General features: G+C 49.0%; 23 protein-coding genes. 11 read left to right on the top strand and 12 right to left on the bottom strand.

Features of this window, described 5'->3' with window-relative positions:
- Genes trpCF through trpA form a run of 3 tightly spaced genes read left to right on the top strand, consistent with a single transcriptional unit; the run spans position 1 to position 3,372 of the window.
- Positions 1-1,362, top strand: coding sequence for a bifunctional indole-3-glycerol-phosphate synthase TrpC/phosphoribosylanthranilate isomerase TrpF (gene trpCF / locus M979_RS07170; protein ID WP_064554277.1), 1,362 nt, complete (start codon positions 1-3; stop codon positions 1,360-1,362).
- Positions 1,363-1,369: 7 nt separating this feature from the next.
- Positions 1,370-2,563: a tryptophan synthase subunit beta gene (gene trpB, locus M979_RS07175; RefSeq protein WP_064554311.1), complete on the top strand. Its 1,194-nt coding sequence runs from the start codon at positions 1,370-1,372 to the stop codon at positions 2,561-2,563.
- Positions 2,563-3,372, top strand: a complete 810-nt coding sequence (gene trpA / locus M979_RS07180) for a tryptophan synthase subunit alpha (protein ID WP_034455421.1) — start codon at positions 2,563-2,565, stop codon at positions 3,370-3,372. The genes trpB and trpA overlap by 1 nt, the downstream gene beginning before the upstream one ends.
- Before the next feature lie 63 nt (positions 3,373-3,435).
- On the opposite strand, the gene ompW is transcribed toward trpA, so the two are convergent.
- Positions 3,436-4,068 carry an outer membrane protein OmpW gene (gene ompW / locus M979_RS07185; RefSeq protein WP_064554278.1) on the bottom strand — a complete coding sequence of 211 codons (633 nt, stop codon included), beginning with the start codon at positions 4,066-4,068 and terminating at the stop codon, positions 3,436-3,438.
- Positions 4,069-4,477: 409 nt separating this feature from the next.
- On the opposite strand from ompW, the gene ydfZ reads away from it, so the two are divergent.
- Complete coding sequence (ydfZ, locus tag M979_RS07190) at positions 4,478-4,681, top strand: putative selenium delivery protein YdfZ (RefSeq protein ID WP_034457048.1); 204 nt, start codon at positions 4,478-4,480, stop codon at positions 4,679-4,681.
- 143 nt (positions 4,682-4,824) lie between these two features.
- On the opposite strand, the gene M979_RS07195 is transcribed toward ydfZ, so the two are convergent.
- Positions 4,825-5,349 (bottom strand): lipocalin family protein, encoded by a 525-nt coding sequence (locus tag M979_RS07195; protein ID WP_064554279.1) that lies wholly within the window; start codon positions 5,347-5,349, stop codon positions 4,825-4,827.
- 118 nt (positions 5,350-5,467) lie between these two features.
- Between M979_RS07195 and M979_RS07200 the strand changes: the two genes are divergently transcribed.
- The 4 genes from M979_RS07200 (at position 5,468) to M979_RS07215 (ending at position 9,015) form a co-directional block, all read left to right on the top strand.
- Positions 5,468-6,196 carry a MerR family transcriptional regulator gene (locus M979_RS07200; RefSeq protein ID WP_064554280.1) on the top strand — a complete coding sequence of 243 codons (729 nt, stop codon included), beginning with the start codon at positions 5,468-5,470 and terminating at the stop codon, positions 6,194-6,196.
- Positions 6,197-6,489: 293 nt separating this feature from the next.
- Positions 6,490-7,449: a YbgA family protein gene (locus M979_RS07205; protein WP_064554281.1), complete on the top strand. Its 960-nt coding sequence runs from the start codon at positions 6,490-6,492 to the stop codon at positions 7,447-7,449.
- Positions 7,450-7,674: 225 nt separating this feature from the next.
- A complete protein-coding gene (locus M979_RS07210; RefSeq protein ID WP_034455416.1) occupies positions 7,675-8,418 on the top strand; it encodes a YciC family protein in 744 nt (247 codons plus the stop codon).
- Positions 8,419-8,478: 60 nt separating this feature from the next.
- On the top strand, positions 8,479-9,015 hold the full coding sequence (locus M979_RS07215) for a septation protein A (protein ID WP_034455415.1): 537 nt from the start codon (positions 8,479-8,481) through the stop codon (positions 9,013-9,015).
- Positions 9,016-9,109: 94 nt separating this feature from the next.
- Here the strand turns inward: M979_RS07215 and M979_RS07220 are convergent, their stop codons facing one another.
- Positions 9,110-9,385 (bottom strand): hypothetical protein, encoded by a 276-nt coding sequence (locus M979_RS07220; RefSeq protein WP_064554282.1) that lies wholly within the window; start codon positions 9,383-9,385, stop codon positions 9,110-9,112.
- A gap of 294 nt (positions 9,386-9,679) precedes the next feature.
- Between M979_RS07220 and yciA the strand changes: the two genes are divergently transcribed.
- Entirely contained in the window at positions 9,680-10,072 is a 393-nt protein-coding gene (gene yciA / locus M979_RS07225) for an acyl-CoA thioester hydrolase YciA (RefSeq protein ID WP_034455413.1), read from the top strand.
- A gap of 58 nt (positions 10,073-10,130) precedes the next feature.
- Here the strand turns inward: yciA and dcp are convergent, their stop codons facing one another.
- Genes dcp through guaD form a run of 5 tightly spaced genes read right to left on the bottom strand, consistent with a single transcriptional unit; the run spans position 10,131 to position 18,080 of the window.
- A complete protein-coding gene (gene dcp / locus M979_RS07230; RefSeq protein WP_064554283.1) occupies positions 10,131-12,176 on the bottom strand; it encodes a peptidyl-dipeptidase Dcp in 2,046 nt (681 codons plus the stop codon).
- 37 nt (positions 12,177-12,213) lie between these two features.
- The gene (gene xdhC, locus M979_RS07235) at positions 12,214-12,984 is read right to left on the bottom strand and encodes a xanthine dehydrogenase accessory protein XdhC (RefSeq protein WP_064554284.1); all 771 of its coding nucleotides are present in this window, start codon (positions 12,982-12,984) and stop codon (positions 12,214-12,216) included.
- Complete coding sequence (xdhB, locus tag M979_RS07240) at positions 12,981-15,266, bottom strand: xanthine dehydrogenase molybdopterin binding subunit (RefSeq protein ID WP_425338129.1); 2,286 nt, start codon at positions 15,264-15,266, stop codon at positions 12,981-12,983. The genes xdhC and xdhB overlap by 4 nt, the downstream gene beginning before the upstream one ends.
- 49 nt (positions 15,267-15,315) lie before the next feature.
- Positions 15,316-16,752: a xanthine dehydrogenase small subunit gene (gene xdhA / locus M979_RS07245; protein ID WP_064554286.1), complete on the bottom strand. Its 1,437-nt coding sequence runs from the start codon at positions 16,750-16,752 to the stop codon at positions 15,316-15,318.
- On the bottom strand, positions 16,749-18,080 hold the full coding sequence (gene guaD / locus M979_RS07250; protein WP_064554287.1) for a guanine deaminase: 1,332 nt from the start codon (positions 18,078-18,080) through the stop codon (positions 16,749-16,751). The genes xdhA and guaD overlap by 4 nt, the downstream gene beginning before the upstream one ends.
- A 356-nt stretch (positions 18,081-18,436) precedes the next feature.
- On the opposite strand from guaD, the gene ydfG reads away from it, so the two are divergent.
- A complete protein-coding gene (ydfG, locus tag M979_RS07255; RefSeq protein ID WP_064554288.1) occupies positions 18,437-19,186 on the top strand; it encodes a bifunctional NADP-dependent 3-hydroxy acid dehydrogenase/3-hydroxypropionate dehydrogenase YdfG in 750 nt (249 codons plus the stop codon).
- 95 nt (positions 19,187-19,281) lie between these two features.
- A complete protein-coding gene (locus M979_RS07260; protein ID WP_034455406.1) occupies positions 19,282-19,968 on the top strand; it encodes a GntR family transcriptional regulator in 687 nt (228 codons plus the stop codon).
- A 38-nt stretch (positions 19,969-20,006) separates the two neighbouring features.
- Here M979_RS07260 and M979_RS07265 read toward each other — a convergent pair whose 3' ends face one another.
- The 4 genes from M979_RS07265 to rspA all read right to left on the bottom strand — a co-directional run bounded on the left by M979_RS07265 (position 20,007) and on the right by rspA (position 25,854).
- Positions 20,007-21,458 (bottom strand): mannitol dehydrogenase family protein, encoded by a 1,452-nt coding sequence (locus tag M979_RS07265; RefSeq protein WP_064554289.1) that lies wholly within the window; start codon positions 21,456-21,458, stop codon positions 20,007-20,009.
- Positions 21,459-21,606: 148 nt separating this feature from the next.
- Positions 21,607-23,151, bottom strand: a complete 1,545-nt coding sequence (locus tag M979_RS07270) for an MFS transporter (RefSeq protein WP_064554290.1) — start codon at positions 23,149-23,151, stop codon at positions 21,607-21,609.
- A 27-nt stretch (positions 23,152-23,178) separates the two neighbouring features.
- Positions 23,179-24,585 (bottom strand): glucuronate isomerase, encoded by a 1,407-nt coding sequence (gene uxaC / locus M979_RS07275; protein ID WP_064554291.1) that lies wholly within the window; start codon positions 24,583-24,585, stop codon positions 23,179-23,181.
- Between the two features lie 54 nt (positions 24,586-24,639).
- Positions 24,640-25,854 carry a starvation-sensing protein RspA gene (gene rspA, locus M979_RS07280; RefSeq protein ID WP_064554292.1) on the bottom strand — a complete coding sequence of 405 codons (1,215 nt, stop codon included), beginning with the start codon at positions 25,852-25,854 and terminating at the stop codon, positions 24,640-24,642.
- Positions 25,855-25,955 lie beyond the last annotated feature (101 nt).

Here is a 25,955-nt window from a genome sequence, read left to right on the forward strand (position 1 = left end):
ATGCAGGACACCGTATTAAAGAAGATCGTCGATGATAAGGCGATTTGGGTTGAAGCGCGTAAGCAACAGCAACCCTTGGCAAGTTTCCAGAACAACATTGTACCGGCGACACGTAACTTCTATCACGCACTGCAAGGTGCCCGTACCGCCTTCATTCTGGAGTGCAAAAAAGCCTCTCCATCTAAAGGCGTGATTCGTGATGATTTCGACCCGGCGCGTATTGCGAATGTTTATAAACATTACGCTTCCGCTATTTCAGTACTGACTGATGAAAAATATTTCCAGGGCAGCTTCGATTTCCTGCCTATCGTCAGCAACATCGTCACGCAGCCAGTATTGTGCAAAGACTTTATTATCGACTCGTATCAGATTCACCTGGCCCGTTTTTATCAGGCCGATGCTTGTCTGTTGATGTTGTCTGTTCTTAACGACGAGCAGTACCGTCAGCTTGCCGCTGTGGCACATAGCCTGAATATGGGCGTGCTGACCGAAGTGAGCAATGAAGAAGAGCTCGAGCGCGCAATCACCCTGGGCGCTAAAGTTGTCGGTATCAATAACCGTGACTTGCGTGATTTGTCCATCGATCTGAACCGTACGCGCCAATTAGCGCCACGTTTGGGACACGGTGTGACAGTTATCAGCGAGTCTGGCATCAGCAACTACGGGCAAATCCGCGAACTTAGCCACTACGCTAATGGCTTCTTGATTGGTTCAGCCTTGATGGGCGAGGACGATCTGAACGCAGCGGTGCGCCGTGTGACGTTAGGCGAAAACAAAGTATGTGGTCTGACACGTCCACAAGATGCCCGCACTGCATATGAAGCAGGTGCTATCTATGGCGGCCTGATCTTCGTGCCATCCTCACCGCGCTTTGTTAGCGAGGAAACCGCCGCATCGGTGATTGCCGCAGCCCCACTGAAATTTGCTGGTGTGTTCCGCAACACTCCGGTGAGTGAAGTAGTACAGAAAGCCGAAAAATTCACTTTGTCTGCTGTGCAACTGCATGGTGATGAGAATCAGGCATATATCGACGAGCTACGCGCAATACTTCCGGCGAACGTGCAAATCTGGAAAACCCTGAGCGTGAAAGAGAGTTTACCGGCGCGTGATTTAAACCACGTCGACAAATACCTCTTCGACAACGGCCAGGGCGGCAGCGGCCAGCGTTTTGATTGGTCCCTCCTGGCAGGTCAGAATCTGGAAAACGTCATTCTGGCTGGCGGACTGGGTGCAGATAATTGCGTCGAAGCAGCAACAACAGGCTGCATAGGTTTAGATTTCAACTCAGGTGTCGAAAGCGCACCGGGTATTAAAGATGCTAACAAGCTGGCAGCCGTCTTCCAGACGCTGCGGGCTTACTAAGGAAAATATCATGACTTTACTTAATCCCTATTTCGGTGAGTTTGGTGGCATGTACGTGCCACAAATCCTGATGCCTGCGCTGCGTCAGTTAGAAGAAGCGTTTGTTGCCGCGCAAAGCGATGCTGAGTTTCAGGCTGAATTTAATGACTTGCTGAAAAACTACGCAGGCCGCCCAACTGCACTGACCAAATGCCGTAACCTGACAGCTGGCACCAAAACCACCTTGTATTTGAAACGTGAAGATCTACTGCACGGCGGCGCACACAAAACCAACCAGGTTCTCGGTCAGGCTTTGCTTGCTAAGAAAATGGGAAAAACTGAAATCATCGCCGAAACAGGTGCCGGTCAACATGGTGTGGCATCAGCATTAGCCAGCGCCCTGCTCGGGCTGAAATGCCGCATCTATATGGGTGCAAAAGACGTGGAGCGTCAGTCGCCGAACGTGTTCCGCATGCGCCTGATGGGTGCTGAAGTGATTCCAGTACATAGCGGCTCCGCCACGCTGAAAGATGCCTGTAACGAAGCATTGCGTGACTGGTCTGGCAGCTATGACACCGCGCACTATATGCTCGGCACCGCAGCAGGCCCGCATCCATTCCCGACCATCGTGCGTGAGTTCCAGCGCATGATCGGTGAAGAAACCAAAGCGCAGATCCTCGAAAAAGAAGGCCGTCTGCCGGATGCCGTGATCGCCTGTGTGGGCGGTGGTTCCAATGCCATCGGTATGTTTGCAGACTTTATCAACGATACAAAAGTTGGCCTGATTGGTGTTGAGCCAGCCGGGCACGGTATTGAAAGCGGCGAGCACGGCGCACCGTTGAAACATGGTCGTGTTGGCATCTATTTCGGGATGAAATCCCCGATGATGCAAACTGACGAAGGCCAGATTGAAGAATCTTATTCTATTTCTGCCGGTCTGGATTTCCCGTCTGTAGGCCCACAGCATGCGCACCTGAACAGCATTGGCCGTGCCGATTATGTGTCCATCACCGATGACGAAGCGCTTGAAGCATTCAAAACGTTGTGTCGCAGTGAAGGCATTATCCCGGCCCTGGAATCGTCCCATGCACTGGCGCACGCGCTGAAAATGATCAAAGAAAATCCAGAAAAAGAACAGCTGCTGGTGGTAAACCTCTCCGGCCGTGGTGACAAAGACATCTTCACCGTTCACGACATTTTGAAAGCGCGAGGGGAAATCTAATGGAACGTTATCAACACGCATTCGAACAATTGCAAGCTCGTAAGGAAGGCGCTTTTGTTCCTTTCGTAACACTTGGCGACCCATCTCCGGAGCAATCGCTAAAGATTATCGACGCGCTGATTGAAGCGGGTGCCGATGCGCTGGAGCTGGGCATTCCCTTCTCCGATCCGTTAGCCGATGGCCCGACCATTCAGAATGCGGCACTGCGTGCCTTTGCCGCAGGCGTTACACCAACGCAGTGCTTTGAAATGCTGGCAGCGATTCGCCAGAAACACCCGACCATTCCGATTGGCCTGCTGATGTATGCCAACCTGGTTTATAACCGCGGCATAGACGAGTTTTACGCGCTGTGTGCCAAAGTCGGTGTCGATTCGGTGTTAATTGCCGATGTGCCAATCGAAGAGTCTGCGCCATTCCGCCAGGCAGCAATGCGCCACAATGTCGCGCCTATCTTCATTTGCCCGCCGAATGCTGATGATGCGCTGCTGCGTGAAATTGCTACCCACGGCCGCGGTTATACCTACCTGTTATCTCGTGCCGGTGTAACGGGCGCCGAAACGCGCGCGCAATTGCCGCTTCATCATCTGGTAGAGAAATTGACAGAGTTTGGTGCCGCACCGTCATTGCAGGGCTTTGGGATTTCCGAACCTTCACAAGTTAAAGATGCCATCAGCGCAGGTGCAGCGGGGGCGATTTCTGGTTCTGCCATCGTGAAAATTATCGAGAAGAATCTGGATAAGCCTGATGTGATGTTAAGTGAGCTGAAAGCGTTTGTTCAGAGTTTGAAAGCTGCGACACGCACAGCTTAAGCTTAATTTTAGGCTGAAATAAATGTCGGATATCGCCTTGCGGCATCCGACATTCTCTTAATATCAGAAGCGATAACCTGCCGAGAACATAAATACCCACGGGTCGATCCGCGTTTTGATATTCTGCTCTTCACCACCGGCTTTAAACTTCACTTCGGTATCGATATCCATATACCAGACGGACATGTTCAACAGCCAGTTATCATTAACCATGTAATCCAGCCCGACTTGCCCCGCCGCCCCCCATGAATCTTTCACGCTAAGATCGGTTAAGCCAGCATCTTTGCCGGTCTGGTTAAAGTCGGTATCAAAAAAGGTGGTGTAGTTAATGCCGGCACCAATATATGGACGCACTTTGCTTTTCGCATCACCAAAGTACCACTGTGCCATCAGCGTTGGTGGCAATTGGCGAACGGTAGCCAGATCACCTGTCGGGCCTAAACCAACGCGATGGCGAAAAGGTGTAGCCGCGAGCAACTCAATGCCGATGTTATCGGTCACCATATAGTCAAATGTCAGTCCCAGTTGGGTATTGTTGCTGACGCTAAAACCGCCCATGCCAAGCACATTGTCAGAACCTTCCGTTGGGCGCACGGTTGCAGAACCCGCACGCATGAAGAATTCACCTTGTTGATGCGCCAGCACTTCACCAGACAAACAGGTAAATGCGAGTAACGCCACAGATAATTTTTTCATAGCCCTCTCCTTGTTATGGTTTTATAAAGCGGGCTGAATATACCCATTATTGGGTACAAAGTGATCTGGCATCGATCACACTTCATTGGATAATTTAACATTTAATGATCTGGATTAATTTTTCGCATTTTGCTTAAAGTCACACCTTTTATGTCGTTTGATCCGTAGCAAGACATGATCTGGTACAGGTAACGTTATTCAGCATCAAGAGCGAAAATGGCCAGCACTGCAGTGCTGGCCATTTGTCTGGTGGTGAAAATATTTTGTTTAGCTAATCTACTTTGGTCTTTTCTTGAGCATCTAAAATTTAGAAAATTTTGATTTAGCTCAAAACATATTTGCCCGTGAAGATCTATTTATTTGCCGTTAAATCATCTCGTCTCAATACAACAAAAAAGGAGGAATGATGATGTTGACCTATGATTGCTACCGTAACGCTATTACAACTGGCAGCCGTGTTATGGTGTTCAATAAAGGTCTGACTGGTGTCATTAAGACCATTCACGGCGAAGGTAAATCAGCCGAGCAAATTCGTCGTTCTGAATGTGTTGAAATCGAAGGTTGTGAAGGGGTGTTCTGCCCGATGGAGTTAGTTAGACTTGAACTTCACTGATAGATCTTATTGAGTGAGCACTTTGTTTGTACAAATAAGATAACCCTGGAAACAAATTGTTTAAGGCCACCGAACAGGTGGCCTTATTTGAATAGAGCATCAGAGCAAGAGTGTTTTGAATATTACTATCTACTCCAGGTAATTTATTGTTTCACCCACACTAGCTGATCGACCTGAAAGCCAAGACTGCGCGCGGTGTTCAGGTAATCTTGCTTCACCGCATCCGGAATGGTTGGCGTACGCGACAGTATCCACAAATAGTCACGGTTCGGCCCACTCACCAGTGCGTACTGGTAATTATCATCAAGCCGTATCACGTTATAGCCGCCGTAGAACGGACCAAAGAATGAAACCTTCAGCGCGGCTGTTGTAGGCGCACCGGTAAATGAGGCTTTCCCTTCACTCTCATTCCATTTGTTTTTAATCGGATCATATCCACGATTGAGCACGCTGATACCGCCATCGCGGCGCGTGCCATAGGTAGCTGTTACCTGCTCAAGTCCGCGTTCGAATCGATTTTCAAGGCGAGCGACTTCGTACCATTTGCCAAGGTAGCGGTTGGCATCAAAGTTAGTTATTGGTTGAACGCCTTTCGGTGGCGTGGGAGATTTACAAGCAACCAGTGTCAGTGCGATCGCAACACCGGTTACAACGGGCCATAGCTTCATAAGACCTCCTTTCATCTACGCGGTTGGAAGTAAAGTGTAGTGCAAACACCCTGCTCTTCATTCAGGCAGCAAATATTCGTAGTATATTGAGATTAATCTTTGTCATCAGGTGTACTTTATGCCCTATTCCATCGGTGAATTTGCCCGGCTTTGCGGGATAAACGCAACCACACTACGCGCCTGGCAGCGTCGTTATGGTTTAATCAAACCGTTGCGCACCGATGGCGGGCACCGCCTGTATAGTGATGACGATGTCCAGCAGGCGCTTAAAATTCTCGACTGGGTGAAAAAGGGTGTCCCTGTCAGCCAGGTGAAGCCCTTGTTGGCCCGTCCGGAAGCACGCCGCACAAACAACTGGCTCACCCTTCAGGAGAGCATGTTGCAGAAGTTGAAAGAGGGAAAAATCGAATCTTTGCGTCAGCAGATTTACGATTCAGGCCGCGAGTATCCGCGCCCCGAGATAGTCACCGAAGTCCTGCGACCGCTGCGCAGTAAAGTCTCGGCAAACATCCCCGCGATGATGACGTTGCGTGAAGTCCTGGATGGCATCATCATTTCCTATACCTCATTTTGCCTCGAGGGTGATAAAAAAGCGCCGGGAGATAATTACCTGATCACCGGCTGGCACCTTAGCGACCCATGTGAAATCTGGCTCGAAGCGCTTAAACGTACGGGTCAAGGACAGCGTATTGACGTGCTCCCCGTGCCGCCTGCCATGCTGGCACCCGAGATCTTCCCTGAGCGGAACTGGCTGCTGGTCACCACCGGTAAAGTTACCGCTGCCCGCAAAAAACAGATCGCAATTTGGCAGCAACAGGTCGTTTCGCTCGACGTTATTTCGCTCTAAAACCGTTTCCCCACACCCGTTCCCTCTCCATGATAAGCAACCGTAAAAAGTTGCGTATCTGGCATGTCTTTTAAAAAACCCATTAAATACAGCAAAAACAGACATGAGTAATCAATTGATATTGTTGAAAAATAAAAACAACTTCATTCTAAACTTGTACAAATATTTTTAATTGTCTAAGTTTAATTATACGATTAAAAAACATCCCCACAGCCAGGGGGAGACTCATGCGCACAATGCCATCCGTCGTCGATACGCCACTTACCCGCAAAGAGCAATAAGAGGGTTACACCATGCACACTAAACCTATCATTGGGATCAGCGGCTGTTTAACCGGCTCAACAGTAAGATTTGACGGCGGTCATAAGCGTATGGGTTTTGTCATGGACGAGTTATCTCAGTGGGTGACCTTCAAACCCATCTGCCCGGAGATGGCCATCGGCCTGCCCGTTCCGCGCCCGGCGTTGCGCCTGATCCAGACTACTGAAGGCGATATCCGCATGCGTTTTAGCCATGCCCCTCATGATGACGTTACCCAGAAAATGGTCAAATTCGCTGACTCCTGGTTACCACAGCAGGCTAATCTTTCAGGCTTTATCGTCTGCGCGAAATCACCGAGCTGTGGCATGGAGCGCGTACGGCTGTATGACGAAAAAGGGAATCGCGGACGCAAAGAGGGAGTGGGTCTGTTTACCGGTGCGCTGCTTGAAAAATTCCCGTGGCTGCCCGTTGAGGAGGATGGCCGCCTTCACGACCCGGTCCTGCGTGAAAACTTTGTCGAGCGAGTCTTCGCCTTGCACGAACTCAATACTCTGCGTGAAAACGGCCTGACTCGCCGCGCACTACTGGAATTCCACAGCCGCTATAAACTCCAGTTGCTAGCTCATCACCAGCCAGGATACAGGGAAATTGGGCCTTTCGTCGCCTCGCTGCACGAGTGGGAAGATCTTGATACTTTCTTCGTTGAGTATCGCGAAAAACTAATGACGATCCTGAAAAATCCTGCATCGCGTAAAAATCACACTAACGTACTCATGCACATTCAGGGCTACTTCCGTAATCAACTCAATACTCGCCAACGTGGGGAGCTGCGCGACGTGATCCTTCACTACCGTGATGGGCTGTTACCACTCCTTGCCCCACTCACCCTGTTGAATCATTATCTGGGCGAGTACCCTGACAGCTACCTGCTGACGCAAAACTACTTTTCTCCCTACCCCGAAAATTTATGCCTGCGTCTGACGGTTAACTGAGCAGACAACGAAATATTCGCTATAGCGCAGCTGTGCGGCGTCAAGCCCAAAGTCTGCCTCTGGTCTATTTTATGTTCACTTATTGGCAAAACGGCAATGTCTACTCCAAATCAATTTTCACATTGACAGTAACTTACTTATAGCGCGCATCTTGTCGGTGCCAGCGCCCTTCATCCAGGGTACAATTCCCGCTGTTTTTTAACCGAGCAACATCAAGGAGAGTGCATGTCTATCACGGCGGGTTCTGTGTACCGTGACACGGGGAATTTTCTACGCAATCAGTTTGTTACTGTCTTACTGATCGCTTTACTTTGTGCCTTTATTTCGGTTGTGATCGGTCACGCCTTTTCACCCAGCGACGAGCAAATGTCTATCCTTAGCGAGGGAGATAATTTATCGAATAGCATGGGGCTGTTTGATCTTGTGCAAAACATGACACCTGAGCAGCAGCAAATGTTACTTAAAGCCTCTGCGGCGTCGACATTTGCGGGTCTGATCGGCAATGCAATCCTTGCGGGTAGTGTATTGGTTTTAATTCAGATGGTGAGTGCCGGACAGCGCGTGAGTGCGTTGCGTGCGATTGGTACGTCGGCTCCAGTGTTGCCTAAAATCTTTATTTTGATGTTCCTGACAACCTTCCTGGTGCAAATCGGCATCATGCTGATTGTGGTACCGGGCGTACTGTTAGCAATTTTGCTTTCATTTGCGCCGGTTATGGTTGTGCAGGATAAAGTAGGGATTTTCCAGTCGATGCGCGGCAGTATGCGTCTTGCCTGGGGAAATATGCGCCTCGTTGCACCTGCAGTGATTAGCTGGTTACTGGCAAAAACTGCACTCCTGATGCTCGCCTCTTCATTTGCAGCACTGTCACCTGCTGTTGGCGGGGTGATAGCAAATACGATAAGCAACCTGATTTCAGCGGTGTTGCTCATCTACGTATTCCGTTTATATATGCTGGTACGCCAATAACATTCACTTACTCCTGAACCTTTGAACTGAGGGCTCAGGAGTCATTTTACGGAACAGATTATGAAGCAGTTTCTCGACTTCCTGCCCCTGATTGTTTTCTTTGCATTCTATAAAATGTACGACATTTATGTGGCCTCCGGAGCTCTCATCGTCGCCACCGGTTTTGCACTGGTCTATAGCTGGTATAAATTCCGCAAGCTAGAAAAAATGGCGCTGATTACCTTCCTGATGGTGGCCGTTTTCGGCGGCCTGACGCTGTTCTTCCATAATGATGAATTTATCAAATGGAAAGTCACCGTGATCTACGGCCTGTTTGCTGCCGCATTACTGATTAGCCAGTTGGTGATGGGTAAACCGTTGATTCAACGTATGTTGGGCAAAGAGATCTCTCTACCGCAAAGCGTGTGGTCACGTTTGAACGTCGCGTGGGCGTTGTTTTTCATCGTCTGCGGTGCACTGAATATTTATGTTGCGTTCTGGCTGCCACAAAGCGTATGGGTCAATTTTAAAGTGTTTGGCCTGACGGCTGCGACGCTAGTATTTACCCTACTAAGTGGCGTCTACATTTATCGCCACATGCCGCAGGAAGAGAAGTAACCGCGTTTAAAATCAACAGCGATTACCTCTGAATATAAAAATGCCCCGCTCAAATTGAGCGGGGCATTTTTATCAGTAATACATTTAATTGCGATTAGTGATGGTCGTCATATTGGTGCTCGATCACCATCCCTTCCGCTACGCTTGCAACATGGCGCGCACGTGGATGATAGGCTGCTACAGGCGCCGGAGCGGGAGCAACGTACACGGTCTGTGGTGTGGTAGTGACGTTGATCGCCTGGGAAACGGTGACTGAAGACGGTACCACCACAACTTTATAGCCGCTTGGCACATCGACAGTCACGTTTTGCGCCATTGCCGAACCGATCCCGCATGTAATCACAACCGCCAAAAGAAGAGTTTTTTTCATATAAACATTCGCCCACTAAATAATAAAAACACGTAGTACGTTGCAGGATGCTTTAGTTAATACGAGGCAACGTGCTTTATAGGGTGCAACAGTGTTGCGGATAGTAGACAGTTTATTAATGTGATTATTAGCTTTGTGTGCTTAGGGCTTTTCGCGCATCATATTGCTCAAGACCGAGCGCCCAAGGGCGGCGGCAGGCCATAATAATCATAAATGTGATAAATTAGCGTTTAGCGAAAAATATTAAGCAAATTCAACAACGATTAAATCCATGATGACTTTTTGGAACGTGAAATGACGCAACAAGACACTCCCGCAGGGGAACTGGTATTACGCACCTTAGCCATGCCCGCTGACACCAACGCTAACGGTGATATCTTTGGCGGCTGGTTGATGGCGCAAATGGATATGGGTGGCGCGATTATGGCTAAAGAAATTGCTCATGGCCGTGTCGTCACTGTCCGTGTTGACGGGATGACGTTTCTTAAGCCTGTCGCCGTAGGCGATGTAGTGTGTTGCTATGCTAATTGCATCAAGCGCGGCAATAGCTCTATTACCATTAATGTGGAAGTATGGGTGAAAAAGGTCTCGTCTGAGCCAATTGGCCAGCGCTATAAAGCGACAGAAGCCATTTTTATTTATGTCGCTGTTGATAACGAGGGTAAACCTCGCACTTTCCCGCGCTAGTTTAGCGTTCAATAAAAAATGCGCCGAATGGCGCATTTTTTATTCTCTTTGCTCATATTTAGCTTTTTAAACCACGATTAACCTGCATGGGTTCGCTGTAAGGTGCATGTCCACGCCAATCGTTGTAGAGCGCGTTGAGTTCCCGACTGTTACCTCGTGACAAAATCGCCTCACGGAAACGCTGCCCGTTTTGAGCATTCAACCCGCCCTGTTCCACAAACCATTGATAGCCGTCATCAGCCAACATTTGCGTCCAGATATATGCGTAATAACCTGCCGCATAACCGCCACCAAAGATGTGCGCGAAATAACTGCTGCGATAACGCGGAGGAACGGTTGGAAGATTAATGTGCTCACTTTCCAGCGCTTGCGTTTCAAACTGCGCCACATCTTCAACCGTACTGCCAGCCGGTAAACTGTGCCAGTTCATATCCAGTAATGCTGCAGCAAGCAACTCCGTCATGTCGTAGCCTTTATTAAAGCGTGCGGCACGGAATAACTTCTCTTTCAACGCATCAGGCATCGCCTCACCCGTCTGATAATGGCGCGCGTAGTTCGCAAACACCTGGGGATGGCTCGCCCAGTGTTCATTGATTTGCGAAGGGAACTCAACGAAGTCGCGCGGTGTATTAGTACCAGAAAGTGTCGCGTAGCATTGGGTGGCAAATAACCCATGTAGGGTATGACCAAATTCATGGAATAGCGTAACGACATCATCCCAGGAGATAAGCGCAGCTTCACCGGCTGCGGGTTTGTTGTAGTTGCAAACGTTATAAATCACCGGAGCGTTATCCAGCAGCGTGGATTGTTCAACAAAGTTACCCATCCATGCTCCGCCACCTTTACTGTCGCGAGCAAAGAAATCGCCATAGAACAGCGCCATGCCGCGCCCGTCTTTATCAAAGATTTCCCACACGCGCACATCGTCGTGATAGACAGGGATATCAAAGCGCTCGACAAAATTCAGACCAAATAGCTGGCTGGCTGCCCAAAAAACGCCATCACTTAGAACATTGTTTAACTCGAAATAAGGCTTAATTTGCCCTTCATCAAGGTCGTATTTCGCACGTCTGACTTGCTCTGCGTAGAATGCCCAGTCCCAGGCTTCGGCTTTAAATCCGCCCTGTTGTTCGTCAATGACCTGCTGAATATCAGCCAGTTCACGCTGTGCGCGTGCAGTGGCAGCTGGCACGATGTCACGCATAAATTCCAGTGCAGCCTGCGGCTTTTCCGCCATTTGGTCGGCAATTTTCCAGGCAGCGTAATTTTCGAAACCGAGCAATTGCGCCTGTTCTGCACGCAGTGTGGCCAGGCGCGAGACGATAGCACGTGTATCGTTATCATCATTTTGCTCAGTGCGATACCAACCCGCTTTAAACAGTTTCTCACGCGTCTGCCGGTCTTGAAGTGATTGCAGCGCGGGCTGCTGGGTGAAATTAAGTAATGGGATTAAGTATTTTCCATTCAGGCCCTTAGCACTGGCATGTTGCGCCGCAGAGGCAATTTCTGCCGGTGTTAAACCCGCCAGTTGCTGTACATCATCAACCACCAGTCCTGCGGCTTTATCCGCTGCATGCAGACGATTATTAAACTGGCTGCTAAGCTGGGCGGCTTCTTTATTCAGCACCTTAAGACGTGCTTTTTTTTCATCACTTAACGTTGCACCCGAAAATCTAAAACTCTGCCAGACGACTTCAACCAGGCGCAGAGACTCTTCATCAAGCCCTGCTGAGTTGCGGTGTTGATAAACGCTATCCAGACGCTCAAACAGCATGGTATTAAGGCGCATTTCATCGGCAAGCTCTGCTAATTCAGTGGCAAATTCTTCATCCAACTGTTGCAGATAATCGTTAGTGTGCGCTGATGTCATGGCAAAGAAGACATTGGTGACTCGCCCTAACATCTGCCCGGTTTTTTCCAGCGCCAGATAGGTGTTTTCAAATGTCGGTTCAGCCGGGTTATTCGCTATCGCCGCAACTTCTTCGCGCTTAATACGTTTAGCTTCATCAAACGCCGTGCGATAGTGGCTGTCCTGGATGTCGTCAAAATGAGGGGCCTGATACGGCAATAAACTGACGTGATAAAACGGATTTTCCGTTTGCATGCTGCACTCCTGCTGACTGCAAAAGATAACTTATAGCTCAACTGGCCGCCTGATACACGGCAATAATCTCCGCGGCGATGGCGACGGCGATCTCCGCCGGGAGTTTACCTTTCACATCCGGCAGGCCAACCGGGCAACGCAGCGTGCAGAGTTGTTCAGCCGTAATCCCTTTTCCCGAAAGCCGATATTCAAAGCGTTGCCGTTTGGTTTGCGAACCAATCAAGCCCAGATAGCGGTAATCACCACGTTTAAGTATCGCTTCGGTCAGTTCAAGATCGCACGGATGGTGATGTGTCATTACAATAAAATAGCTTTGCTCTGGAGCCGATTTCACCGCATCCAATGGGTCTTCAGCCTGCAAGGTTGTTACCCCTTTTGGGGCCGCTGCAAACATATCAGGACGCTCGTCCACCCATGTTATGTGACAGGGTAACGTTGATAATAATGCCACCAGCGCTTGCCCTACATGGCCTGCACCGAAAACCATGATGTGTGGCTGCGGCTGGATTAGCGGTTCAAATAAAACAGTGGTCATGCCACCACAACACTGCCCTAGCCGCGCGCCAAGATTAAAATGCTCGGTATGCGGTTGTGTAGCCTGCTTTTCCAGCATCTCACGCGCCATCGCAATGCACTGGAATTCAAGATGCCCGCCACCGATAGTCAGGAAATTCTGCTTTCGCCCGACAATCATCTTGGTGCCACAATTTCTCGGCACTGAGCCTTTGTCAGCCAACAGCGTAAGCAATATGCACGGTTCGCGGCGCTCGCGTAGCTGCATCAGAATGCTAATCCATTCATCATTCATGGGACCTCCTGACAGCCCCAGAAAACGCGCTCCGGCGTTGCAGGGGCATCTAACAGCGGGTGTTTCTGGTAATTCGAGACGCTTGCCACCGCATCTTGCAAAGCGCACCACACTGAAATTCCTAACATAAACGGCGGTTCACCGACCGCTTTGGAACGATAAACCGTGTGCTGCGGGTTAGCATGATTCTCCAGCAGCTTAACTCTGAAGTCGGTTGGTGCATCGCTGATAGCCGGGATTTTGTAACTCATCGGGCTGTCGGTCAGCAGTCGCCCTTTTTCATCCCACACCAGCTCTTCACAAGTCAACCAACCTGCGCCCTGCACAAAACCCCCTTCGATTTGCCCAATATCCAGCGCCGGATTTAGCGAATTGCCAACATCATGCAGAATGTCCGTGCGCAGCAGGCGATACTCGCCCGTCAGTGTGTCGATAATCACTTCCGAACATGCCGCGCCGTAGGAGAAATAGTAAAACGGCTGCCCGCGCCCAGCCGCTCGATCGTAATGGACTCCGGGCACTTTGTAGAATCCGGTTGCTGATAGAGGCACCTGATTCAACCACGCCAGGTTGGCGATCTCAGCGAAGCTAAAATGCCGCCCCGGGACTTTCACCACGCCATTACGAAACGCCACCTGTTCAGCGCTGCATTTGTGCAAGCGGCATAGCATTTCCACCAGCCGTTCTTTAATTGCCAGCGCCGCAATTTCTGCGGCTTTGCCATTAAGATCGGCACCAGATGACGCCGCCGTTGGTGAGGTGTTGGGCACTTTCCCAGTATTGGTCGCCGTAACCTGGATCTGTTCCACAGGAATTTGCAGCACGTCGGCAACCACCTGCGCCACTTTGGTATTCAACCCCTGTCCCATTTCCGTGCCACCGTGGTTAAGTTGCACCGTGCCATCGGTATAAATCAGCAACAGTGCACCGGCCTGGTTGAGAAAACTGGAGGTAAAAGAGATGCCAAATTTGACCGGCGTGAGCGCCAGGCCACGTTTTAACACTGGGCTATGGCGGTTGAATTCGCTGATTTGTACACGCCTTTCGTGGTAATCGGCACTCGCCTCAAGCTGGCGGGTGATTTCCGGCATGATGTTGTGTTCAACCGTCTGGTGATAGTGCGTGACGTTACGCTCAGTATCACCGTAGTAATTACGTTTACGCACTTCCAGCGGATCAAGACCTAAGTCGCGGGCAATGTGATCCATAATCTGTTCGATGGCGACCATCCCCTGCGGCCCACCAAACCCGCGATATGCCGTATTGGATGCCAGATTCGTACGACAGCGATAGCCTGTTATTCTGGCATCACCCAGATAGTAGGCATTATCGGCATGGAACATCGCGCGATCGCAGATCGATCCCGACAGATCCAGCGAGTAACCGCAGTTGGCCGCCAGATCGATTACCACGCCGTTCAGGATTCCTTCGTCGGTAAAGCCTACGTCATAGCGCACAAAAAACGGATGCCGTTTACCGGTGATACGCATATCGTCACGACGCGAAAGGCGCATTTTCACCGGTCGTCCGGTTAACGCGGCAACCAGCGCCGCGTGGCAGGCAATCCCCGCAGCCTGCGTTTCTTTGCCACCAAAGCCGCCACCCATACGGCGCATATCGACGGTGACTTTATTCATCGTCACCCCCAGCACCGAAGCCACCAATTTTTGTACTTCGGTAGGATGTTGGGTCGACGACCAGACCATAAGGCTGCCGTCTTCACCTGGCTGCACCACGGCAATTTGCCCTTCGAGATAAAAGTGTTCCTGCCCGCCGATATGAAATTGCCCCTGAATACGATGCGCCGCTGAAACCAGCGCTCGCTCTGCATCGCCACGTTGATGAACGTGCGGTTCTTGCACGTATAGCTCGCGGCGCAAGGCTTCTTCGACATCCAGCACCGGCTCAAGAACTTCGTATTCAATGACCGCTTTGAGTGCCGCAGCGCGCGCCGCCTCGGACGTTTCCGCAGCCACCGTCAGTACAACCTGTCCGTGGTATTCAACCAGATCTCGGGCAAATAGCGGATCGCCTGGTGCCAACGGGCCAATGTCCAGTTCGCCGGGAACATCCCGCCAGCTAAAGACTCGCACCACGCCAGCAACGGAGTAACACTCGGTAGTGTCGATTCTGGTAATTCGCGCATGAGCATGTTGGCTAAGAATCGGGCACAGATACAACATACCCGGCAATGTCAGCTTGTCATCAATGTATTCAGCTTTACCACTCACATGCTTATCAGCACTTTCATGCTTACGGCTCTTACCCGCTCCACCACTCATTTCACGGGAAAATTGCTTAATTAATGCCTGCTCTGAAAGGCGCACCGGATTAGTTGACATAGCTTTTTACCTCCAGCAAATAACCGGGTTCGGTTTGTTGTAATAGCAAACGCCTGAGTAGATTTTGCGCAACAATCAAACGGTAACGACCTGAACCCCGGAAATCTGTTAACGGCTGGAAGTCTGCTGCCAGTGCATGACATGCCAGGTCTAATGTTTGCTGTGTGAATGGTAAGCCTGAAAGCGTTTGCTCCGCACGTTTAGCTCGCGCCGGGATCGCAGCCATGCCACCAAATGCCAGCTTTGCACTTGTCACCACGCCATCATTGAAATGCAGGTTAAATGCGCCAAATACCGTCGAAATGTCATCATCCATTCGCTTTGAGATTTTCCACGCGGCAAATGTCGGGGCGATAGCAGCGCGCTCAATCAGCACCGCGCTGATAAATTCACCGGGTTGCAAAGCGGTTTTACGATAGCTCAGGAAGAATTCAGCCAGCGGCAGTATGCGCACGGTGTCGCCGCAGCGCAGTTCGAGTTCAGCACCCAGAGCCAGTAACATCGGTGCCCCATCGCCTATAGGCGAGGCATTCGCCAAATTCCCTACCAGTGTGCCGTGGTTGCGAATTTGCGCAGAGGCAAAACGATCAAGTACCTGTGCAAACGCCGGAATTAAAGGTTGTAAGGCGTCCTGACACGCCAGCAACGTTGCCATCGCCCCAATACGAATCTGGCTTTCCGTCACCGTAATCGTCTTAAGTTCATCAATCTGGTTAAGCCCGATAATCAATGGCAGTGATTGGTACTGCTGGGTTATCGTCAGCGCCAGATCGGTGCCCCCTGCCAGCAAGCTTGCCTGCGGATTTTGTTGATAAAGTACAGCCAACTGGGAAACTGTTTTAGGTAACAGGCAACGGTTGGATTTCGTCAGCTCTACCATCTCCGTTGGTTGTAGCGCTTTTAATCGCGACACAGTTTGCGATTCAGTGCGAGTGAACTGATCTTGCGTGGTTACACAGCTATGCTGCATAGCGTCAATAATTGGGCGATAGCCAGTACAGCGGCAAAGATTTCCCGCAAGGCTCTTTTCAATCTCATGGCGCTGTGCGGCTGCGTGAGATTTTTGCAGTGCAAATCCCGACATAACAAAACCTGGAGTACAAAAGCCGCATTGTGATGCATGGCAATCCGCCATCGCCTGCTGTACCGGATGCAACTCACTGCCTTGCGATAAATCTTCCACCGTCAGCAGTTGTTTGCCTGCGAGCTGGCTGACGAGTGTGATACAGCCATTTGCCGTCTGGTAGCGCATATTCTCGCCTTCGACTTGACCGAGCACCACTGTACAGGCCCCACAATCACCAGATGCACACCCTTCTTTGCTGCCACAACGATGCTCACTGCCGCGTAACCAGTTCAGCACTGTGGTGTTCGGGTCCACATCGTCGAGGGTTTTTAATGTTTGATTTAGCAAAAATTGAATCATGCCGCGACCTCCAGCGTATCTCGCTGCCACACGCATTTGCCGTTGACCCAGGTGTGCCAGATGTTGCGATCGTCTCCAAGCGTCATCAGCACGAATAATTTTTCATAGATATCGCGGCTATTGGCATAGCGTAGTTTTTGCAGCGGAGTGACCGCTAAATCCAACACCACAAAATCGGCCTCTTTGCCGGGTAAGAAATTGCCAATTTTATCGTCGAGATCCAGCGCATGAGCGCCGCCAAGGGTTGCGTGATAAAACGCTTCGCTGGCACACAAACGGTAACCTTGAAGTTGCGCGACTTTGTACGCTTCAGCCAGCGTTTGCAGCATATTAAAGGTCGTGCCTGCGCCCACATCGGTACCGATGCCCATGCGGATCCCTCGGTCATGGCACTGCTTTAAGTTAAACAAGCCACTACCGAGAAACAGGTTAGAGGTTGGGCAGAAGGCGATTGCCGATTCGGTTCGATGCAGGCAATCCCATTCGCACTCCTGCAAGTGGATAGCATGAGCAAATACGCTGCGTTTCCCCGTCAATTGATACTGGTGATAGACGCCCAGGTAGCTTTCAGATTCCGGCCACAGGCTTTTTACCCAGGCGACTTCATCGCTGTTTTCACTAAGATGAGTGTGCAGCCAGGTATCGGGAAACTCTTCACGTAACGTTTGTACCGCAGCGAGTAATTCCGGTGAGGATGTTGGCGCGAAACGTGGCGTCAGCGCATAGTTCAGCCGCCCTTTTTTGTGCCAGCGTTGAATAAGTTCGCGGGTCTGCAGGTAGCTTTGCTCGGGTGTTTCCGTGAGATATTCCGGGGAGTTGCGGTCCATCATCACTTTACCGGCAATAAGCCGCATCGAGAGATGTTCTGCCGCGCTAAAAAGCGCATCGACCGATTGCGGATGTACGGTGCCAAATACCAGTGCCGTGGTTGTACCATTACTCAGTAACTGGCTAAGGAAGAAGGCTGACATTTTTTCCGCATGCGAACTATCCTGATATTGGCTTTCAACCGGGAAGGTATAGGTCTGCAGCCATTCCAATAGTTGTTCACCATAAGCACCAATCATTTCAGTTTGTGGATAATGCAGATGGGTATCAACGAAGCCCGGGATAATCAGCTTACCGCGATAATCAATGTAATCATTTTCAGCACGCAGATAGCTGCGCCCTTCTTCCCATGGCAACAACGCAACTACAGTGCCTTCATTAAGGAACAGCACTGCATCTTCGTGATGACGAGCATTAGCCAGTAATTCGTCGGGATGTGTCCCGGTTTGAGTCATATCGAAAAACTGACCGCGTAGCGCTTGCGTGTAATTAACTGTCATCGCTGTACCTGTAAGGGGCTTGTGAAGAATGAGTTAATAGCTGCAATGTTGATGCCATGTTGGAATTTAGATTTAATCATTTTTATAACAACAGCTTAGATTACACACACTCTTGTTGCGCAACATTCGCGCAACTTTTTAGCATGCAAACGATTGCTCACTCCTGCAAACGGTTGCCTTTTGATATCATGAGTTGGATTGTTAAAATTTGAGGAATAGCCTGCACCAACACGTTGCACAGACATGGCCTTGTTGCACCAGTAATGCACAGGTGCTGCCATACTAAAGTTCAATTATCACTAACAGCCTTAGCGTGCTAAGGTATTGCGACATAAAAAGCGTTGAGGAACAGTGAGATGATTATTCTGGTAACCGGCGCCACTGCCGGATTTGGTGAGAGTATTACCCGTCGTTTTGTGCAACAGGGTCATAAAGTGATTGCCACTGGCCGCCGCCACGAACGTCTACAAGAGCTTAAAGAAGAACTGGGCGATAGCATCATTACACTGCAACTTGATGTTCGTAACCGCGCGGCTATCGAACAAGCGATGGAGCAGTTGCCTGCCGAATGGCGCAATATTGATATTCTGGTCAATAATGCTGGTCTGGCGCTGGGCATGGAGCCTGCACACAAAGCCGACCCGGATGACTGGGAAACCATGATCGATACAAACAATAAAGGTCTGGTCTATATGACTCGCGCCGTGCTGCCTGGTATGGTGGAGCGCAATCGTGGTCACATCATCAATATTGGCTCTACCGCAGGGAGTTGGCCGTATGCCGGTGGCAACGTTTATGGCGCAACAAAAGCGTTCGTACGCCAGTTCAGCCTGAACCTGCGTACAGACCTGCATAAAACGGCCATCCGCGTGACAGATATTGAGCCGGGCCTGGTGGGCGGTACTGAGTTTTCTAACGTGCGTTTCAAAGGCGATGATGGCAAGGTTGAAAAAACCTACGAAAATGCCAATGCGCTGACGGCAGAAGATGTCACTGAAGCTGTCTGGTGGGTTGCAACGCTACCAAAGCACGTCAACATCAACACGCTGGAGATGATGCCAGTTAGCCAGTCATTTGCCGGATTGAGTGTTCACCGAGAAGGTTAATCAACCAGCCCATACCCACATCACTATTCTGGGTATGGGCGATCGTACAAATAAATGTTAAATTTGCGCGGCTCATCAACGATAAGAAAAAATTCATGTCACCGTCAAACTTGCTCAACCCCACACAACCTGTAAACCAACAAATCTACCGCATTTTGCGTCGTGATATTGTTCGTTGCTTAATTCCACCTGGAACACCCCTTTCTGAAAAAGAAGTGTCTATACGGTTTGAAGTCTCACGCCAACCGGTGCGCGAAGCATTTATTAAACTGGCAGAAACCGGGCTGGTGCAAATTCGCCCACAGCGCGGCACTTACGTGAACAAAATATCTGTAAGCCAGGTAAAGAATGGTTGTTTCGTGCGTGAAGCTATTGAGCGCGCAGTGGTGAAACGTGCAGCAAGTATGGCAACAGATGAACATCTGTATATGCTTGAGCAATTATTGAACCAGCAACGAACCGCCATTGACCGTAACCAGATGGATGATTTCTTCCAGTTAGACGATGAGTTCCACCAGCAATTAGCTTTGGTTGCCGATTGTAGCCTGGCGTGGGATACCGTCGAAAATATCAAAGCAACCATGGACCGAGTGCGTTACATGAGCCTTGATCACGTCACGCCACCGGAAATGTTGCTTTCACAGCATCACGATATTTTTGAGGCGCTTAAACGCAAAGATGAAGACAGTGTGGATCAGGCGATGCATCGCCATCTGCATGAGATTAGCCAGTCAATACTGTTGATTCGCAAAGAAAAACGTGACTGGTTTAGTGAAGAGTAATATCTCGCCCGTTTCCGGGCGAGTGTAGAACGTTATATTCAGAATTTTGCAACCGTCGCTTTCGCGCCGTTTTCACGCAGTGCCAGATAAGATTCAGTCACCTGGGCTACGAATTTCTCGTTAGCAGGTAAATCTTCACCAAAGATAGTTTTCAGCCCCAATAGAGCTTTAACACGGGTTTCCCCTTCCTGACTTGCGCTCACTGCTTGTTCAATGGCAGACAGCAGCGGATCACTGACCTCGATTGCATTACCTTGCTCGTCAACACCACCCACGTAACGCATCCAACCTGCGACACCCAGAGCCAGCAGAGAGAATTTGCCGCCGTTTGCCAGATGGCAGCGAATGGAATCTAACCAGCGCTGTGGCAGTTTCTGGCTACCGTCCATTGCGATTTGCCAGGTACGGTGGCGCAGTGCCGGGTTGGTATAACGCGCAATCAATGAATCGGCATATTTCGCCAGATCAACGCCCTGCACTTTCAGCGTTGGCGCTTGTTCTTGCAGCATTAAAGCGTGCGCAGTGCGACGATAATTCTCATCCAGCATGCATTCAGAAATGTGCTGATAACCCGCCAGGTAGCCGAGGTATGCCAGGAATGAGTGGCTACCGTTAAGCATGCGCAATTTCATTTCTTCGTATGGCAGAACATCTTTAACCAGTTCAGCACCGGCTTTTTCCCACTCAGGACGGCCAGCAACAAAGTTATCTTCGATGACCCACTGGCGGAATGGTTCACATGCGATAGCCACAGGGTCAGCGACCCCCGTTGCTTTTGCAACTTGTTCCAGAGTTTCTGCCGTAGCAGCCGGAACAATGCGGTCAACCATAGTGGATGGGAATGTCACATGAGATTCAATCCATGTCGCCAGCTCTGGGTTAATTGCCTGAGCGTACGCTGTAATGACGTTACGTGTTACGTGGCCATTTTCTGGCATATTGTCGCAGGACATCACGCTAAATGCCGGCAAACCAGCCGCTTTACGGCGAGCCAGTGCTTCAACAATCACACCAGGTGCCGATTTCGGCTGCTGCGGATTGGCCAGGTCGTGTGCAATTAATGGATGATCGAGCAAGATAGTGCCGGTTGCCGGAGTGTGGCAGTAGCCTTTTTCAGTCACGGTTAAAGAGACAATCGCAACTTCAGGTTGAGTCATTGCGGTAAATACCGCTTCCAGGCCATCAACCTGTGCGTGAATGGCTTCTTTCACCACACCTACAACGCGGCAATGCCATGCGTCGGCAGACATTTCTGCCACGCTATAAAGGTTGTCTTGCTGTTTCAAATCAGCAATTTGCTGTTCGCCACCAATCAGATTGACTTCGCAGTAACCCCAATCGCTGCCGTGCTCATTAGCCAGGATATCGGCGTAAACTGCCTGATGAGCACGATGGAATGCACCGAAACCAAGATGAACGATACGGGATACCAGTTTGCTACGGTCATATTTTGGGAGAATAGCTTTTGCAGATAAGAGCTTGTTTTCCATTTTAAAACTCGCTGAGTAGTGAACTTGGGGACTGCCACAGACTACCTGACATGGTAGTCTGCATATTGATTTGCATTAAACTTTATTACTTTTGGTATGACACAACCCCGAAAGATGTATAACAACTCACATTTATGACATTCAATCGTTAGCGCATCAGTGGCACAGGAGTCGTTGTTTTGGTTGAGTCAGCTTTTTTCTCAAGCCATAACTTCTCGTAACTACACCCCGTTAAATCCTCAACCACTTTCCGTGTCTCAGGATGAACATCTTTCTTCGCACCGTGCGCTTTCAGGCGTTCAACTTCATCCACAAAAATCTTGTGAGTCCGTTTGTTTAAACGGAACGTGAGTGCCTGCCAAAGTGCCAAAATAAGCAGTCCTGCGGTGCCAGCAAACAACAGCGTTGCAATCATATTTACCGCTGCTTCAGGTTGAACCTGACTGCCTTTCACAAAACCGCCAAACTGCAACAATACACCGACAATAAAGGTTGCAATCGCAACGGTTGTTTTACGAGAGAACGTCATTACCGCGGCAAATAACCCTTCACGACGCTGGCGAGTGATCATTTCGTCAATGTCTGGAATGAACGGGAAAACATTCCAGGGGGTAAATTCAAGAACACAGCGTCCAACCTGGTAAACCGCAGCCAGTGTCACAAGCAGCATGATTTTGTTTTCAGTCGGGAATTGATAGACCATAAACAAACCAACTAAACACAACATCATGACGCTATACGCAAATACATAAAGTCGTGATGGCCCATATTTGATGATGGCCATCCCTGCAACTAATGTGACAGGTAAACCCACAATACTCATGGACAGCAATGTTCCAGCTAGTGAAGAAGAAACATTCAGGCAATATACGCAGAAGAAAACAAACACCGTGTTATAAACATCTTTTGCGGTAAACGAGAGTAAATAAATAGCCAGATGTTTTCTGAATGCTCTGACTTTAAGCGTGCTGGCGTATTCCGCGAATAATCTTCCAAGTGCAATAACTTTTTCTGAGAACGTCATTATCTTCCTTGGTTGTTCCAACTCAGCTAGCATTTCAGGGGTGAGATCACGTTCCCAGGTGACTTTCCAGGAGATAAATACGCACAACATAAACAGAACTGCGAATACCACACCATTAATCAAATAAGCATTTGCATCATGTTCACCATAGTGGCTAATTAACAACCCTGGAATAAATGTTGCCAGGAAAGTACCTGATGCGGAAAAGAACATTCGACAGGTGGATAGCTTGGTACGAGAGTTAAAATCCTTAGTCATCTCTGACGGTAATGTTTCCCATGGAATCAGAACCATCGCTGCAATAATTTCAAACGCCAAGTAAACAGCCAGATAGAAACCAAAATTCATGCCATTCACCCATAATAAAGAGTAAACCAGCATCAACGGTGCGCCAATTAACAAGAAGAAACGTCTACGACCAAACTTCTTACCTAAATAATTTTTATAAAAGTGGTCGGTAAAACTACCCATAAACAAACTAACAATAGCATCGACGATTCGCGCAATGGCTACAATTGAGGCTGCTTCAACGGGAGACAAGCCAACAAACGTTGTGTAGAAAAATAATAACCAGGCGCCTATAACGGTAAAAGCACCACCACCCATAATATCCGTTACGCCATAACCGATACTAACGGGGATTGTAATTTTTTTATTGGTACGAGACATATTCCATCCTCATCACGTAGGTAGTAATCAAAACGAAAAATAGTTTTTGGCATTGTCGTGACAGATATTTTTTATAATTTTCGACAGCACTTTTTTATTGTCAGGAACCTCTCCGCGCTCTACCCAACCACCGATAAGGTTACAGAGTATGCGACGGAAATAATCATGACGAGTATAGGAAATAAAACTGCGCGAATCGGTCAGCATGCCAATAAAATTCATCAATAAGCCCTGGTCAGCCAGACAATTCAATTGGTTTTCCATACCCCGTCGCGTGTCGTTAAACCACCAACCAGAACCAAACTGGATCGGTGATTTAATACCGTCTTCACCAGACTGGAAATTTGCAATCGTTGTTGCCACAACATCGTTGTAGCTGGCATTGAGATTATAGATGATAGTCTTAGGGAGTGAATCACGTTGAGCCATTGCATCCAACAGCCCGTTTAGACCCTGAGCCAAGTGGCATTGGTCGCTAATCGAATCAAACCCAGTATTAATCCCCAATGCATTTTTCATCCGGGTATTATTACTGCGGATTGCTCCAAAATGAATTTGCATAGCCCAGTCATGCTCTTTGTAATGCTTTGCAAGCATGATTAAAATAGCACTACTGAGAACAATAGATTCACTCTTATTTATTTTTTCTCCTTTCAGTTTGCGCGAAAAAACAATATCAACCTCAGCTTCAGTAGCGGATAAATATTGAATATCAATAGGACCATGGTCGGAAATCCGACACCCTACTTCGTGAAACCAGTCAACCCTTTTACCAATAGCCTTACTAAAGTCAGAAAAGTCATGAATCTTAACGGAGGTCAGTTCGGATAACTTATTAATAAATTGAGAAAACGTCTTCAAGTCTTCCTCAAACACCTCATCTGGACGAAATGTTGGCAATACTTTGGTTGTGAAGTTAGAGTCCTCCTGTAATCGTTTATGATACTCCAGGGAATCTAATGGTGAATCTGTAGTGCAAACGACTTCGACATTAGAACGAGAAATTAAACTGCGTGGTTTAAAATCATCCTGACACAATAATCTATTGCAGGAGTCCATTATCTCATGCCAATTATGAGAACCTAGATTTTCTTGAATACCGAAGTAAAAATCGAGCTCAAGATGTGTCCAGTGATAGAGTGGATTACCATAACTGGATTCTACCGTTTCGGCCCATGCCTGAAACTTTTCTGCCACTGTCGCATTACCAGTAATTTTATTTTCAGGGATACCATTGGCGCGCATTGCGCGCCATTTATAATGATCACCAGATAGCCAGAGCTCGGTGATATCAGAAAATGATTTATTTTCGTAAATTTCTTGTGCATTAAGGTGACAATGATAATCGATCACCGGTAGCGACTTCGCCACCTCAGAATATAATCTACACCCTACTTCATTATTAATCATGAAACGATCGTTGATGAAACTCATGTTGCTTCTCCATTGTTCATCTTATGGTTATTTAAATTTAATTTGATGAGTGGATTACCAGTTCCACAATGTGCCATCTTCTAAGCGAGCAACCGGTAAATAAGCGGGTTCGTAGGGATATTTCGCGGCCAGTTTTTCATCGAATTCAATGCCGAGCCCGGGTTTATCACCTGGGTGCATATAACCGTTATCAAACGTCCAGTTATGCGGGAAAACTTCCAGCATCTGCTCGGAGTAGCCCATATATTCCTGGACGCCAAAGTTCGGTACCCACAGGTCAAAATGCAGCGCGGCAGCCATGCAAACAGGAGAAAGATCGGAAGGCCCGTGAGAGCCAGTACGCACCTGATAAAGCGAGGCAAAATCAGCAATACGGCGCATACCCGTAATGCCCCCCGCATGTGTAATAGTGGTGCGGATGTAATCAATAAGCTGTTCTTCGATAAGCTGTTTGCAGTCCCAGATGCTGTTAAACACCTCACCAACAGCAATTGGCGTGACGGTATGCTGGCGAATCAGGCGGAAACACGCCTGATTTTCTGCGGGTGTTGGATCTTCCATCCAGAAAAGGCGATGTTCTTCGATGCTTTTACCAAAACGCGCGGCTTCGATTGGCGTCAGGCGGTGGTGCATGTCATGTAACAAATGCTCGTTGAAACCAAATTTGTTGCGCACTGCCTCAAACAATTTCGGTGTGAAATCGAGGTATTTCTCCGTCGACCATAACTGTTCTTCTGGCCAGTCGCCTTTGGTTGCTGGTTCGTAAGACAAGCCTTTGCCTTTTGCCATACCGTAGGTCGTTTTCATTCCCGGCACGCCGCATTGCACTCTAATAGCTTTGAAGCCCATCTCTTTATGGCGCGCGTAATCTTCCAGCACGTCGTCGATGGAATGACCGGTGGTGTGGCAATAAACCATCACCCCTTCACGCGATGCCCCACCCAACAACTGGTAGAGCGGCATGTTGGCGGCTTTTGCTTTGATGTCCCACAACGCCATGTCGACGGCTGAAATCGCAGACATGGTTACTGGCCCACGGCGCCAGTAAGCGCCTTTATAGAAAAACTGCCAGATATCTTCGATGCGGTGCGCATCGCGACCAATGAGCTGCGGGCAAACGTGATCTTTCAGATACGATGCAACCGGTAATTCGCGACCATTTAAAGTGGCATCGCCGAGGCCTGTTAACCCATCGTCGGTGGTGATTTTTAGCGTGACAAAGTTGCGCCCAGGGCAAGTCACAAATACTTCTGCTTTTACAATTTTCATTCAGGTTTCCTTACAACACATCAGATCATTAGTCTTCAATGAGGAAGAAATTAACCCTGACCCAACTACCATACAAGTATATGAATCGAATTTTAGCGGAA

This window comes from Buttiauxella noackiae ATCC 51607, from assembly GCF_001654865.1.
Lineage (GTDB): Bacteria > Pseudomonadota > Gammaproteobacteria > Enterobacterales > Enterobacteriaceae > Buttiauxella > Buttiauxella noackiae.

Coding starts and splice junctions, on each gene's coding strand:
- yciA (WP_034455413.1), top strand. CDS start 9,680: ATGACGCAACAAGACACTCCCGCAGGGGAACTGGTATTACGCACCTTA.
- M979_RS07260 (WP_034455406.1), top strand. CDS start 19,282: ATGTCACCGTCAAACTTGCTCAACCCCACACAACCTGTAAACCAACAA.
- dcp (WP_064554283.1), bottom strand. CDS start 12,176: ATGCAAACGGAAAATCCGTTTTATCACGTCAGTTTATTGCCGTATCAG.
- M979_RS07195 (WP_064554279.1), bottom strand. CDS start 5,349: ATGAAGCTATGGCCCGTTGTAACCGGTGTTGCGATCGCACTGACACTG.
- rspA (WP_064554292.1), bottom strand. CDS start 25,854: ATGAAAATTGTAAAAGCAGAAGTATTTGTGACTTGCCCTGGGCGCAAC.
- xdhA (WP_064554286.1), bottom strand. CDS start 16,752: ATGATTCAATTTTTGCTAAATCAAACATTAAAAACCCTCGACGATGTG.
- M979_RS07210 (WP_034455416.1), top strand. CDS start 7,675: ATGTCTATCACGGCGGGTTCTGTGTACCGTGACACGGGGAATTTTCTA.
- trpA (WP_034455421.1), top strand. CDS start 2,563: ATGGAACGTTATCAACACGCATTCGAACAATTGCAAGCTCGTAAGGAA.
- M979_RS07200 (WP_064554280.1), top strand. CDS start 5,468: ATGCCCTATTCCATCGGTGAATTTGCCCGGCTTTGCGGGATAAACGCA.
- ompW (WP_064554278.1), bottom strand. CDS start 4,068: ATGAAAAAATTATCTGTGGCGTTACTCGCATTTACCTGTTTGTCTGGT.
- uxaC (WP_064554291.1), bottom strand. CDS start 24,585: ATGAGTTTCATCAACGATCGTTTCATGATTAATAATGAAGTAGGGTGT.
- guaD (WP_064554287.1), bottom strand. CDS start 18,080: ATGACAGTTAATTACACGCAAGCGCTACGCGGTCAGTTTTTCGATATG.
- M979_RS07270 (WP_064554290.1), bottom strand. CDS start 23,151: ATGTCTCGTACCAATAAAAAAATTACAATCCCCGTTAGTATCGGTTAT.
- trpCF (WP_064554277.1), top strand. CDS start 1: ATGCAGGACACCGTATTAAAGAAGATCGTCGATGATAAGGCGATTTGG.
- M979_RS07220 (WP_064554282.1), bottom strand. CDS start 9,385: ATGAAAAAAACTCTTCTTTTGGCGGTTGTGATTACATGCGGGATCGGT.
- M979_RS07205 (WP_064554281.1), top strand. CDS start 6,490: ATGCACACTAAACCTATCATTGGGATCAGCGGCTGTTTAACCGGCTCA.
- M979_RS07265 (WP_064554289.1), bottom strand. CDS start 21,458: ATGGAAAACAAGCTCTTATCTGCAAAAGCTATTCTCCCAAAATATGAC.
- xdhB (WP_425338129.1), bottom strand. CDS start 15,266: ATGAGTGGTGGAGCGGGTAAGAGCCGTAAGCATGAAAGTGCTGATAAG.
- ydfZ (WP_034457048.1), top strand. CDS start 4,478: ATGTTGACCTATGATTGCTACCGTAACGCTATTACAACTGGCAGCCGT.
- xdhC (WP_064554284.1), bottom strand. CDS start 12,984: ATGAATGATGAATGGATTAGCATTCTGATGCAGCTACGCGAGCGCCGC.
- M979_RS07215 (WP_034455415.1), top strand. CDS start 8,479: ATGAAGCAGTTTCTCGACTTCCTGCCCCTGATTGTTTTCTTTGCATTC.
- ydfG (WP_064554288.1), top strand. CDS start 18,437: ATGATTATTCTGGTAACCGGCGCCACTGCCGGATTTGGTGAGAGTATT.